General features: G+C 74.1%; 12 protein-coding genes. 7 read left to right on the top strand and 5 right to left on the bottom strand.

What is annotated here, in order from left to right; all coding sequences use genetic code 11:
- Positions 1-34: 34 nt before the first annotated feature.
- Positions 35-634, top strand: coding sequence for a methylated-DNA--[protein]-cysteine S-methyltransferase (locus tag RM572_RS14185; RefSeq protein WP_394813606.1), 600 nt, complete (start codon positions 35-37; stop codon positions 632-634).
- Positions 635-718: 84 nt separating this feature from the next.
- Here RM572_RS14185 and RM572_RS14190 read toward each other — a convergent pair whose 3' ends face one another.
- A complete protein-coding gene (locus RM572_RS14190; RefSeq protein WP_311673684.1) occupies positions 719-1,570 on the bottom strand; it encodes a M23 family metallopeptidase in 852 nt (283 codons plus the stop codon).
- Between the two features lie 542 nt (positions 1,571-2,112).
- On the opposite strand from RM572_RS14190, the gene RM572_RS14195 reads away from it, so the two are divergent.
- Entirely contained in the window at positions 2,113-3,471 is a 1,359-nt protein-coding gene (locus RM572_RS14195; RefSeq protein WP_394813608.1) for an MFS transporter, read from the top strand.
- A gap of 46 nt (positions 3,472-3,517) precedes the next feature.
- Here RM572_RS14195 and RM572_RS14200 read toward each other — a convergent pair whose 3' ends face one another.
- Positions 3,518-4,285 carry a PIG-L deacetylase family protein gene (locus RM572_RS14200; protein ID WP_311673685.1) on the bottom strand — a complete coding sequence of 256 codons (768 nt, stop codon included), beginning with the start codon at positions 4,283-4,285 and terminating at the stop codon, positions 3,518-3,520.
- Between the two features lie 186 nt (positions 4,286-4,471).
- On the opposite strand from RM572_RS14200, the gene RM572_RS14205 reads away from it, so the two are divergent.
- On the top strand, positions 4,472-5,329 hold the full coding sequence (locus RM572_RS14205; protein WP_311673686.1) for a class I SAM-dependent DNA methyltransferase: 858 nt from the start codon (positions 4,472-4,474) through the stop codon (positions 5,327-5,329).
- A 57-nt stretch (positions 5,330-5,386) separates the two neighbouring features.
- Here the strand turns inward: RM572_RS14205 and RM572_RS14210 are convergent, their stop codons facing one another.
- Both RM572_RS14210 and RM572_RS14215 read right to left on the bottom strand, forming a co-directional pair.
- Complete coding sequence (locus RM572_RS14210; RefSeq protein WP_311673687.1) at positions 5,387-5,884, bottom strand: peroxiredoxin; 498 nt, start codon at positions 5,882-5,884, stop codon at positions 5,387-5,389.
- A 47-nt stretch (positions 5,885-5,931) separates the two neighbouring features.
- The gene (locus tag RM572_RS14215) at positions 5,932-8,304 is read right to left on the bottom strand and encodes an MMPL family transporter (RefSeq protein ID WP_311673689.1); all 2,373 of its coding nucleotides are present in this window, start codon (positions 8,302-8,304) and stop codon (positions 5,932-5,934) included.
- Between the two features lie 150 nt (positions 8,305-8,454).
- Between RM572_RS14215 and RM572_RS14220 the strand changes: the two genes are divergently transcribed.
- The 3 genes from RM572_RS14220 to RM572_RS14230 are packed head-to-tail and all read left to right on the top strand — an operon-like array spanning position 8,455 to position 10,251.
- A complete protein-coding gene (locus RM572_RS14220) occupies positions 8,455-8,742 on the top strand; it encodes an acylphosphatase (protein ID WP_311673690.1) in 288 nt (95 codons plus the stop codon).
- The gene (locus tag RM572_RS14225; RefSeq protein ID WP_311673691.1) at positions 8,739-9,587 is read left to right on the top strand and encodes a Mut7-C RNAse domain-containing protein; all 849 of its coding nucleotides are present in this window, start codon (positions 8,739-8,741) and stop codon (positions 9,585-9,587) included. Before RM572_RS14220 ends, RM572_RS14225 begins: the two co-directional genes overlap by 4 nt.
- Positions 9,577-10,251, top strand: coding sequence for an AIM24 family protein (locus RM572_RS14230; RefSeq protein WP_027762453.1), 675 nt, complete (start codon positions 9,577-9,579; stop codon positions 10,249-10,251). The genes RM572_RS14225 and RM572_RS14230 overlap by 11 nt, the downstream gene beginning before the upstream one ends.
- Before the next feature lie 35 nt (positions 10,252-10,286).
- Here the strand turns inward: RM572_RS14230 and RM572_RS14235 are convergent, their stop codons facing one another.
- Positions 10,287-10,991 carry a flavodoxin family protein gene (locus RM572_RS14235; RefSeq protein WP_311673764.1) on the bottom strand — a complete coding sequence of 235 codons (705 nt, stop codon included), beginning with the start codon at positions 10,989-10,991 and terminating at the stop codon, positions 10,287-10,289.
- A gap of 248 nt (positions 10,992-11,239) precedes the next feature.
- On the opposite strand from RM572_RS14235, the gene RM572_RS14240 reads away from it, so the two are divergent.
- Positions 11,240-12,502: a protein kinase domain-containing protein gene (locus tag RM572_RS14240; RefSeq protein WP_311673692.1), complete on the top strand. Its 1,263-nt coding sequence runs from the start codon at positions 11,240-11,242 to the stop codon at positions 12,500-12,502.
- Positions 12,503-12,518 lie beyond the last annotated feature (16 nt).

Consider the following 12,518-nt stretch of genomic DNA (forward strand, 5'->3'; position numbering starts at 1 on the left):
GCGCGATGTCGGTGGGCCGCCGTACGCTGACTGCGTGGTGAACGGAGCGGACGAGGCGGACGAGAACGGGCCCGGCAGGGCGGCGGAGTGGGGCTGGAGCCTGTTCGAGTCCCCGGTGGGTCCGCTGCTGCTGGCCGCCACCGCGGACGGGCTGGTGCAGGTGGTCTTCCACGCCACCCCGGGGGTGACACGGCGTGCGCTGGACCGCCTGCATGCCCGCACCGGGCGGGAGCCCCACGGCGGGCGCGGCGCGCCGGGCACCGGTCCGTGGGCCGGGCATCTGGCGTGCGCCGAGCGGGAGCTGGCCGCCTACTTCGCGGGCGACCTGCGCGTCTTCACCGTCCCGCTGGACTGGTCGCTGACCGGCGGCTTCCACCTGCGGGTGCTGCGCGCCCTGGCAGCGGGCGTGCCGTACGGGACGACGGCGGGATACCAGGACCTGGCCGACCGGGTCGGCGAGCCCGGTGCCGCCCGCGCCGTCGGCGTCGCGATGGGGGCGAATCCGCTGCCCGTGGTGGTGCCCTGCCACCGCGTGGTGGAGAGCGGCGGCGGGCTCGGCGGGTTCGGCGGCGGGAGGGAGACGAAGCGGGAGCTCCTCGCGCTGGAGGGCCTGCTCCCGCAGCCGCTCTTCTGATCTGTTCTTCCCGGTCTTCCCGGTTCTGCCGGCTCCGGACGGTCCGCCCGGAGCCCCCTCGGAACGAGGGCCTTCAGCCGAGCGTCACGGGTTCAGGCCGTGGCTCTTCAGGAAGCCGACCGGGTCGAAGCCGGAGCCGTAGACCGGGGTGGTGCGGATCTCGAAGTGCAGGTGCGGACCGGAGGAGTTGCCGGTGCTGCCGGACTGGCCGATCTGCTCGCCGGTGTTCACCTGCTCGCCCGTGCCGACGCCGATCTTCGAGAGGTGGGCGTACTGGCTGTACTTGCCGTTCGGGTGCTCGATCACGATGCGGTTGCCGTAGGAGCCGCCCCAGCCGGTGGTGACGACGGTACCGCCGTGCACGGCCTTCACCCCGGTGCCGGTGGGCACGGCGAAGTCCTGGCCGGAGTGCGTGGCGGACCAGCGGTTGCCGCTGTCGGCGAAGCCGGCGGTCTTGGTGTACGGCTTCTCCACCGGGAGGGACCAGGACGGTGCCTGCGCGCGGCCCTGGCCACGGCTCGCCTTCTTCGCCTTCTTGGCCTTCCCGTCCTTGCCGCCACCGGCCTTGTGCTGGTGGCCGCCGTCGCGGGACTGGGCCTTCTTCTCCGCCTGGGCCTGCTTGCCCGGCCCGTCCTTCTTCTCGTCCTTGCCGTCCTGGGCGGCGCCGGCCTTCTTCCCGGCCTTCTCGCCCTTCCCGGCCTTCTCGCCCTGGCCGCCCGTGTCGGCCTTGCGGTCCTTCTTCTGCGCGGCGTCGGCCTGCTGCTGGGTGGCGTGTGCGGCCTTGGCAGGGGTGTCCGTCGCGAACATGTCGTCGCCGGCTGCGAGCGCCACGCCGGAACCCAGGGCCAGGGACGCGCCGACCCCGCCGGCGATGACGGCGTTACGGGTGCGCGGGATGCGGCCGAGGGCGTCGGTAATCGTGGTGTGCAGGCGCATGGGGTACTTCCTCCGGAATTCGGTGGGGGGTTTCCTGGCTCTGCGGACCAGGCCCCACCTTGGTAACCCGCCAATCCGGCATTTCCAAAGAAGACCGGCTACTAACGGGCGCCGTACCCGAAAAGGACAAAAGGGGCATGAGGTGGAGGTGCTCGCGGTCTCCGGGAACGGCCCCGCGAGGGACTCCCGGCACGCCACCTGCGCACATCCCCCAGCAGGAGCGGCCCGTGGCCTGCCACGGCGACGAGGCGAGAGGCCCGGCCGGGGGCGGGCCGGGAGTCCGGGACCTTCGTCCCGGGCATTCCTATGCCGCTTCGTAGGGGCCGTTCTCCTGTGCCTCACCTCACCCGCGGAAAGGCTCCGCCGGTGCTTCTTGTGACGTGCGGCACGGGAATTCTGTGACGTGGCTTACCTGAATTCTGTGACCTGACGCACCAGGAATTCTGTGACCGGCAGCACTCGGCACCCGGACCCACCCGACCGGTGCCGGACGACCCCCTGCGCCGCGGGTGGCGCGCTGGCAGACTTCCGCTGTGACCGACATCCGCGAACCCTCGGACGCTGCTGACGCCTTCCCCGCGCCCTCCTCCGCGCCCGCCGCACCGAAGGCCCCGGACGCGGGCGCGTTGCGGGCGGTGCGGCGGCGCACCACGGCGGTGCTGGTCGCCAGCCAGATCCTGGGCGGACTGGGCGTGGCGACCGGCATCGCGCTGGCCGCCGTGCTGGCGGAGGAGGTGAGCGGCTCCGAGGGCCTGGCAGGACTGGCCTCCACCGCGTCCGTGATCGGCACCGCGCTGCTGTCGCTTCCCCTCGCCTCCCTGATGGCGGCGAAGGGCCGGCGGCCCGGCCTCACCCTGGCCTACCTCATCGCCGCCGTCGGAGGCGCGACGGTCGTCCTGGGCGCCACCGCGGACAGCTTCCCCCTGATGCTCTGCGGCATGGCGGCGTTCGGTGCAGGGTCGTCGGCCAACCTCCAGGCCCGGTTCGCCGCGGCCGACCTCGCCGAGCCCCACCACCGGGCGCGGGCGATCTCCACCGTCGTCTGGGCGACCACGATCGGCGCGGTGCTCGGGCCGAACATCGCGGGCCCCGCCGGGGAGAGCGTCGCCGCCCTCGGCACGGGCATACCGGTCGCGGCCGGGCCCTTCCTCTGGGGTTCCGCGATATTCCTGGTCTCCGCGCTGACCGTGCACCTGCTGCTCCGGCCCGACCCGCTGCTCACCGCCCGCGACCTCGCCTCCTCGGCCGCCGCGCAGGGGGAGGGTGGCTCCTCCGGCGGACGGCGCGCGGACGAGAGGTCGCTGCGGGCGGGTCTCGCCGCCGTCGCCGCCTCCGCACGGGCACGGCTGGCGCTGGTGACCATCGCCGGCGTGCACACCGTCATGGTGTCGATCATGGTGATGACGCCGGTGGACCTCGGTCACCACGGCGCCGGCATCGAGCTGATCGGCCTGGTCATCAGCATCCACATCGCCGGCATGTACGCCTTCTCACCGCTCATGGGCTGGCTGGCCGACCGGCTCGGCCGGGTCGCGGTCATCGGGCTGTCGGTCGGCCTGCTGGCCTGCGCGGCGGCGCTGGCGGGCACGGCCGGGGCGGACCACCTGCAGTCCGCCGCCGGACTCTTCGTGCTGGGCCTGGGCTGGTCGGCGGGCCTGGTCTCCGGCTCCGCGCTGCTCACCGACGCCGTACCGCAGGGCGCACGGGCCGCCGTGCAGGGCCTCTCCGACCTGACGAGCAACGCCGCCGCCGGCGCGGGCGGTGCGCTGTCCGGCCTGGTGGTGGCCCAGGCCGGCTACGGATGGCTCACCGCGCTCGCCGCGGCCCTGCTGCTCCCCGTGGGCGCGACGGCCCTGGCCGTCGCCCTGCGCCGTACGCGCACCCCGGCGTCCGGGGCCTGACCGGCTTGCGACCGCCGCACCGGCGGCCCCGACCGCCGGCCCGGTCTCAGCGCGGGTAGAGCTGGAACGACACGCCGCGCCGGCCGCCGAAGCTGCCCGCGACACCGCTGATCGCCTCGCCGAGGAACCTCCGCGCGTACGCCTCCGGCTCCTCGTCGCTGAGCACGGTCAGGTACGCCCGGTGCTCCGCCAGCGAGGCGACGGCCAGCTCCATCGACCCTTCCGAGACCTCCTCTGCGTGCGTCGCGTGCGGGGAGGCCGCCACGGCCACCCAGCGCACGCCGCCCCAGGGCTCCAGCCCGCCCTCCTCCAGCTGCTCGCGGAAGATCCACCGGTTCCCCGCGTCGCCGACCGCGTCCAGCACCGCGCGCCCCACCGCCCGGTGGTCCGGCGTGTTCCACCACGTGCCGCCGAAGGTGTCGTGGTGGTTGAGGGTGATCACCAGCTCGGGCCGGTGCCGCCGCACCGCTGCCGCGACGTCGCGGCGCAGCGCCAGGCCCTCCTCGATCACTCCGTCGGCGTGGTCCAGGAACTCCACCTCGCGCACCCCCACCACCGAGGCACTGGCCCGCTGCTCGCGCTCGCGGACCCGGGCGGCCTCCTCCGGCGCCATGCTGTCGATGCCTGCCTCACCGCGCGTGACCAGCAGGTACGTCACCTCACGGCCGGCCGCGGTCCACTCGGCGACGGCGGCGGCCGCACCGTACTCCAGGTCGTCGGGGTGCGCGACCACCGCCAGCGCACGGGACCAGTCCCGCGGCATCGGCTCCAGCTGCCGTACCTGCCCGCCGACGACGGCGTCCTCCTGGCTCATCGCGTCCCTCCGTCAACCGCTTGCGCCGCATCACTCAAAGGCTCGGTCATCCTGGGCACGCTATCGCCAAACGGGCTTCGAGCGGGGAAAATGCCCAATCACAGACATCACGGCCGTCACGCGCCGGGGCACGCCCGGCCGCCGGCTCCCCCGGACAAGCCGTCAGACGCAGGAGACCCCGTAGCAATGCCCACCGCCGTCCCCTCCCACAACCGCTCCTCGCTGGCCCACCGCCTGCGCTACGCCGCCCGCCACCCTCAGCGCGTCGTGCCGTACCTCCGCCGGCACCTGCGGGACTGGCGGCTCCAGCGCCGGTCCGGCGGAAACCACATCGCCTACTACCGCGCCGTGATGAAGTCCGACACCGCGCGGAACCCGCTCGGCGCCGTCGGCACGCCGTCGCAGGAGCGGTGGAACGCTCTGGGCAGGATGCAGTTCGACTACCTGGTCGGGCACGGCCTGAAGCCCGGTGACCACATGCTGGAGATCGGCTGCGGCAACCTCCGCGCGGGACGCCACTTCATCGACTACCTGGAGACCGGCCACTACTACGGTGTGGACATCTCCCCCGACATCCTGCTCGCCGCGCAGCAGACGGTGGTCGACCACGACCTCCAGGACAAGCTGCCGCACATGACGCTGGTCGACGACATGCGGCTGGCGCATCTGCCCGGGGGCCGCTTCCGGGTCGTGCACGCGCACAGCGTCTTCTCGCACTCGCCGGTCCACGTCATCGAGGACTGCTTCCGCCACGTGGGCAGGCTGCTGGCGCCGGGCGGGTTCTTCGACTTCACCTACAACCGCACCGACGGCACGGAGCACGACGTGCTGCGGGAGGACTTCTACTTCCGCCCGGCCACCCTGATCGCGCTGGCCGAGAAGCACGGTCTGGCCGCGCACACGATGGACGACTGGGACGACCTGCCGCACAAGCAGTCCAAGATCCGGGTCACGCTCCCGGCGCCGGAGGAGGCGGCCGGGAAGAGCGGGGAACGGGCGCAGACCCCCGACGGAGACGGGGAGCCCAGCGGCAGCCCCGCCTGAGACGTCCGCCCGGTTCCGCCCCGGCGACGAACCGCCCGGGGCGGCCCGGCCGGCTGCTCAACCCTTCCGGAGCGCGGCCAGCCGGGCGGTCAGGGTGTCCACGTCCTGGTAGGTCATGCCGAGCAGCGCCACGTGCTTCCAGGCGACGGTGCCGTCCGGGGCGACCAGAAACACCGACCGGCGCAGCCCGATGCCGGGCGCGGCCACGCCGTACGCGCGGGCGACGGTGCCGTCGGTGTCGGCGAGCAGGGGCATCCGCAGGTCGTGCTTGCGGGCGAACCGCTCGTGGCTGTCGACGCCTTGCGGGCTGATCCCCCAGACGGTCGCGTCGAGTTCCTCGAAGCGCTCCAGTCCGGAGGAGTAGGAGCACAGCTGTTTGGTGCACACGGCGGTGTCGTCGCCGGGGTAGAAGGCCAGCACCAGCGGACGTCCCGGTGCCCCGTCGACGGTGTAGTCGGCGCGTACGAAGGCCGCTTCGGGCCCTTCGCCGCTCAGCACGCCGCCGGGCAGGCTGAACTGCGGCGCCGGGCCGCCGGCCTCGGTGGGCTTCGCCATGCGGACTCCTGGAGGTGCGGGGCAGACGCCCGGCAGGGCGCCCTCCGTCACGCTACCGGCGGGTCACTTCCCGTCCGGTTCCGGGGGCCGGACTTCCGTGCCGCAGGGGCGTCGGCGCCGCCCCGCGAGCCGTCGCCCGATGCGTCGCCCGGCGCCGCGCCGCCGTCGTCGGTCGCGGCGCCGTCGGGAACGGGCTGCGGTTCGGCGTGGACGTGCGGCAGCACGCGGTCCAGCCATCGCGGCGCCCACCAGACCCGGCTGCCCAGCAGGTTGAGTACCGCCGGCACCAGCAGCAGCCGTACCAGCGTCGCGTCGACCAGGACGCTCACGGCGAGCCCGAGGCCGAGCATCTTCACCACGATGTTGCTGCTGAGCACGAACGCGGCGAAGACGCTGACCATGATCAGCGCGGCGCAGGTGATGACCCGGGCGGTGATCTCCAACGCGTGCGCGACGCTCGCTCTGCTGTCGCCGGTGCGCAGCCACGCCTCGTGGACGCGGGAGAGCAGGAAGATCTCGTAGTCCATGCTGAGCCCGAAGACGATGGCGAACATCATCATCGGGACGTAGCTTTCCACCGGGACGGTGCCGGACACCCCGAGCGCGGGCCCGCCCCAGCCCCACTGGAAGACCGCGACCACGACGCCGTACGACGCACCGATGGACACCAGGTTGAGCACCGCCGCCTTGACCGCGACCAGGACGCCGCGGAAGACGGTGAGGATGATCAGCAGCGCGAGACCGACGACGACGGCGATGATCAGCGGCAGCCGTTCGGCGACGATGTCGCGGAAGTCGGTCTGGCCCGCGGTGGTGCCCGTGACGTACCCCTGTGCGTCGGTGCCGGCGACGGCCTGCGGCAGGACGGTGCCGGTGAGGCGGTGCACCAGGTCGGTGGTGCCGGCGCTCTGCGGCCGTTCGGCGGGGATGACGGTGGCGGTGAGCACGTCGCCGTCCTGGGTGGGCTGCAGGGTGCTGACGGCGGCAGCGCCCGGCAGGCCCTTGAGAGCGGAGGAGACTCTGTTGTCCAGACCCGAACGGTTGCCGCCGGAGACCCCGCTCTGGTCGACGACCACCGTCAGCGGGCCGTTGACGCCGGCCCCGAAGGCGTCGGTGACCAGGTCGTACGCCCGCCGGTCCGTGTAGGAGGTGGGGTCGGCGCCGTCGTCGATGTGGCCGAGGCGCAGCGAGAAGAGCGGCACGGTGAGCACCGCCAGGACCACGAGGCCGGCGGCCAGGTACCGCCACGGACGCCGCCCGACGCGGAGTGCGTACCGGTGCCAGAAACCGCCGGATGCGTCCGCGCCTGCCTCGGCCACCGGGGTGCGCACGTGGAAGCGGTCGAGGGAACGGCCGGCGAGTCCGAGCAGCGCCGGCACCAGGGTGAGCGCGCCGAGCACGGCGGTGACGACGGTGACCGCCGCGGCCGCCCCGAGTTTGCCGATGAAGCCCACCCCGGAGGCGTTGAGGCCGGCCAGGGCGACGATCACGGTGGTGCCGGAGACCAGCACGGCCCGGCCGCTGGTGTGCGTGGCGCGACCGGCGGCGGCGACCGGGTCGGCGCCGTCCATCAGGTCCTGCCGGTGCCGGGTGAGGAGGAAGAGCGCGTAGTCGATGCCCACGCCCAGGCCGATCATCGTGGCAAGCGTGGGCGAGACCTGGGCGAACGTGGTCGTGACCGCGATCAGTCCCAGCACGCTGAGCCCGACCAGGACCGCGGCGAGGGCGGCGACCAGCGGGACGGCTGCGGCCAGGACGCTGCCGAACCCGACGAGCAGCACCACCACCGCGACGCCGTAGCCGATGGACTCGCTGGCCAGGTCGGCCGCCTCGGGCCGGGCCAGTTCGCCGAGCGAGCCGCCGTACTCGACCTGCACGCCCGCCTGGCGCAGCGGCTCGACGGCGTCGTCGACGCCGTCGAGGTAGCCGTCGCCGAGCGAGGCCGGGTTCTCGTCGAAGGTGACCGTGACGTAGGCGGTCCTGCCGTCGGGCGAGACCGGGCTGAGCGGGGCGGACGGTGTGCCGTCGGCCTGGGGCTTCGGCGCGGTGAGGGGGTTCTGCGCGGAGAGCACGTGCGGCAGCCCGCCGAGGTTCTTCACGACGGTGGCGACCTGCTGCTGGTGCCCGGAGAGCTGCTGCCCGTCGTGCAGCACGACGAGAGAACTCTGGCCGCCGCGGTCGGGCTGGTGTGCGCGGAGGACGTCGAGGCCCTGCTGGGACTGGGAGTCGGAGAGGGTGAAGTCGTCGGCGTACGACCCACCGAAGGCGCTCTGCGCGGCGTGCAGCCCGCCGACGGCCGCGAGCCATCCGAGGAGCACGACGACGAAGTGCCGGGCGCACCATTCCCCGAGCCGCCGCAGCCGCCCCTTTCGGGGTGGTGCCGGGGGCCGTCTTCGCGCCGCGGGGCGACCGGTGGTCACTCTTGAACTGTAGGTCCGCCCTGCGCACCGGGCACCCGGTGACGGCGGCCCGGGCGGTGCCCCGGGCCCCGGCCGCGACGGGCCGTGCGGGGCCCCCGCCCGCGCCTACGATGGCGGGGAGACCGGCAGCGGAAGGACGGGGAGGCCGCCATGGCCAGCAAGCGCGTGATCGTCTCCGGGAAGGTCCAGGGCGTCTACTACCGCAACGACTGCCGGGCGGCGGCGGTCGAGCACGGGGTGCGCGGCTGGGTGCGCAACCTGCCGGACCGCACGGTCGAGGCGCACTTCGAGGGCGACGCGGACGCAGTGGAACGGCTCGTCGCGTGGGCGCGGCAGGGCCCGCCGGCGGCGCGGGTGTCGGACGTGCGGGTCTCGGAGGCCGAGCCCGAGGGCCTGCCGGACTTCGAGGTCCGGCCCACCCCGCGCGGAGCGCGGTGACGGACCGGCCGCCGGACGCGCCCCGCCGGATACGGCTCCGGTTCGCGGCGGAGCTGCGGTTCCTGCTGCCCGCCCCGTACCGGGGCGGTGACGTGCGGCGCGTGCACGACGGCAGGTCGTCCCTGGGCCACGTCGTCGAAGCGCTGGGGGTGCCGCTCACCGAGGTCGGGGAGTTCACCGAGGCCGTGGAGCCCGGCCACGGCCCGGGCTCCGGTGGCGTGCGCTCGCAGGTGCGCACCGTCCCGCGGGCGTACGTGCCCCGCGCCGGCGACGCGCTGGACGTGCACGCCGTGCGGCGCCCGCAGCCGCTGCCGCCGGGGACCCCCGGGCCGCCGCGCTTCCTGCTGGACGTCCATCTCGGCGCTCTGGCCCGCCGCTTGCGGCTGGTCGGCGTCGACACGGCGTACCGCAACGACAGCGACGACGACACGCTGCTGGAACGCGCCAACGCCGAGCAGCGCGTCCTGCTCACCCGGGACCGGGGCCTGCTGCGCCGGCACGCGCTCCGGCTCGGCGCGTACGTCCGGGGGGACGGTCCGGACGACCAGCTCAGGGACGTGCTGACCCGGTTCGCGCCGCCGCTGCACCCGTGGAGCCGCTGCCCGTCGTGCAACGGCTCCCTCGTCCCGGTGCCGAAGGCGGAGGTAGCGCACCGCCTCGAGGCGGGCACGCGCCGGACCTACGACGCGTTCACCCGGTGCCGGGACTGCGACCGCCTCTACTGGCCGGGCGCGCACCACGCCCGGCTGGCCGCCACCGTCGCCGCCGCCCGCACCGCGGTGGGAAGCGCGGAACACCTTGGCGGAAGCAGGGATTCCGGGGGAGGATCCGGACATGCAGAGTGAGCTCTTCGCCTCCGAGAACATGGCGCAGCCGGCGACCGCGCCCGGGATGACCCGGCAGAACTCCAAGTCCCTCAAGTACGCGGTCAACGGCGAGTGTCTCGCCCGGCAGGGCGCGATGATCGCCTTCCGCGGGAACCTCCAGTTCGAGAAGCAGAGTCAGGGGGTCGGCAACTTCATCAAACGCTCGGTCACCGGCGAGGGCCTGGCGCTGATGGCCGTGCGCGGGCAGGGCGAGGCGTGGTTCGCGCACCAGGGCGCGAACTGCTTCATCGTCGACTTCGCCCACGGCGACGCGCTCACCGTCAACGGACGGAACGTGCTCTGCTTCGACGCCTCGCTGAGCTACGAGATCAAGATGGTCAAGGGCGCGGGCATGGCGGGCGGTGGCCTCTTCAATTGCCTCTTCACCGGCCAGGGCCGGCTCGGCGTGGTGTGCGACGGCGACCCGATCGTCATCCCGGTGTCGCCGCAGGCGCCGGTCTTCGTCGACACCGACGCGGTGGTGGGCTGGAGCGCGGCGCTGCACACCTCCCTGCACCGCTCGCAGAGCATCGGCTCGATGATCCGCGGCGGGTCGGGCGAAGCGGTCCAGCTCAAGCTGGAGGGCGAGGGCTTCGTCGTCGTCCGCCCCAGCGAGACCCGCCCCGCGGGCCAGGCGGCCTGACGGCACACCCGTGGTCGGCGCGGGCGGGAGCGGCCTCAGCGGTGTTCGGGGTTCTCGAAGCCGGGGCGGCAGCCCGCGTCCCACTCGGTACGGCGGTTGCCGTAGGCCGGGACGCCGCCCGCGGCGCGCAGCATGGCCGCCGTGTGCAGCAGGTTGAACGTCATGAACGTGGTGTTGCGGTTGGTGAAGTCGTTCGCCGGTCCCCCGGATTCGGGGTCGAGGTAGGAGGGCCCGGGCCCGGCTTCGCCGATCCAGCCGGCGTCGGCCTGCGGCGGGATCGTGTAGCCCAGGTGCTGGAGGCTGTAGAGCACGTTCATCGCGCAGTGCTTGACGCCGTCCTCGTTACCGGTGATCAGGCATCCGCCGGCGCGGCCGTAGTAGGCGTACTGTCCGGCGTCGTTGAGGAGGCTGGAGCAGCCGTACAGCCGCTCGACGACGCGCTTCATGACCGAGCTGTTGTCGCCCAGCCAGATGGGTCCGCACAGCACCAGGATGTCGGCCGCCAGCACCCGGGGGAACAGGTCCGGCCAGGCGTCGGCCGCCCAGCCGTGCTCGGTCATGTCCGGCCAGACGCCGGTCGCGATGTCGTGGTCCACGGCGCGGATCGTGTCCACCTCGACGCCGTAGCGGCGCATGATGCCCGCGCTGAGGTCGATCAGCCCTCCGGTGTTGCTGACCTCGGGCGACCGTTTGAGGGTGGCGTTGACGAAGAGCGCGCGCAGGCCGGTGAACCGGCGCACCGCCTCCGCGTCGGCCCCGTCGGCTCCCGCAGCCGCCTCCGCGCCCGTGCCGTCGTGCCCCACGCCTGACCTCCGTTCGGCGGCAGCCGTCCGCCCGGTGGCGCCGGCTTCCGGGCCCAGCCTGCTGGCCCGCGCCGGGAGCGGCAACCGGTACGGGCCGATCGTGCGCGCGGGACCGCACCACCGTGCCGGGCCGTTCGGGCGACCTGGGATCATCGTCGGACCGACCGTCCCGGAGGGTGAACAGCGTGCAGCAGATCGGAACGTATGTCCTGGAGCGCGAACTCGGACGGGGTGCTCTGGGCACCGTCCACCTCGCGCGGACCGCCGCGGGGAGGGCGGTCGCCGTCAAGGTGCTGCACCCCGGGGCGGCGCGGGACGAGGCGACCGACGACCGGCTGCGCGCGGCCGTCGAGGCGGTACGGGGTGTCGGCGGGTTCCACACCGTGCCGGTGCTGGATGCGGACACGGACGCCGGCACCCCGTGGTTCGCCACCCCGTACGTGCCCGGTCCGTCGCTGGCCGAACTCCTCGCCTCCCGGGGCGCCCTCGGGGAGGACGAGGTGCGCCGCCTGGGCACCGGCGTCGCGGACGCCCTCCGGTCGGTGCACGCGCGCGGCCTCGCGCACGGCGGTCTCAAGGCCACCGACGTTCTGATGGCCGACGACGGCCCGCGCGTACGCGACTTCGGGCTGCGGCCGGCCCCCGGCGACGACGCCGGGGCGGCCGCGGACGACGTGCGGGCGCTCGGCGGCCTGCTGCTCGCGGCCTGCGGCGGTGACCCGTCGCGGGTGCCGGCGGCGCTGGGCGCAACGGTCCAGGCGTGCCTGGACGACGACCCGGCTCGCCGCCCTGCCCCGGAGGCGCTGATCGCGGCTCTCGCTCCACCGACGCAGGCGCAGACGGAGACGCAGATGGGGGAACCCGCGCCGGTCGCGCCGCCCGCCGCCCAGCAGCCCGCCGGTGCCCCTCCAGTACCCGCGCAGGCGCCCGCCCCGCCGCCGATGCCGCCTGCCGCCCCGGCTCCGGGCCCCGGCGCGTACGCGCCGCCGCCCGCCCAGGCCGGTCACCCGGGGCACCCGGCGCAGATGCCGCAGCCGGGCCCGGGCGGCTTCGGCCCGGCGGCGCCGATGCCCCCTCCCGGACAGCCGGGACATCCCGGACAGCCCGGCCACCCTGCGCAGCCGCATCCGGGCGCGCCGGGGATGCCCGGCGGGGAGGCCGGCGAGCCGGAGTTCCTCGCCATGGACCGCAAGAACGACATCGTCGCCGACGCCCACGGCGTCTCGTTCACCGCGCACGGCCGGAGCACCCACCTCGCCTGGCAGCACATCCGGTTCGCCCAGCACCGGCGCGACCCCCAGGGCTCCAGCCACGTCCTCACCCTCGTCCTCCACCTCACGAACGGCGCGCAGACGGTGTGCCGGGTGAGCACCCGCAACGCGTGGGAGCTGGAGCATTGGGCGGCCCAACTCGACGTCGTGCTCTCCCGCTTCCTCCCCAGGCGGTGAGCGAGCGGCGCAAAGA

This window comes from Streptomyces hazeniae, from assembly GCF_031845485.1.
Classification (GTDB): Bacteria; Actinomycetota; Actinomycetes; order Streptomycetales; family Streptomycetaceae; genus Streptomyces; species Streptomyces hazeniae.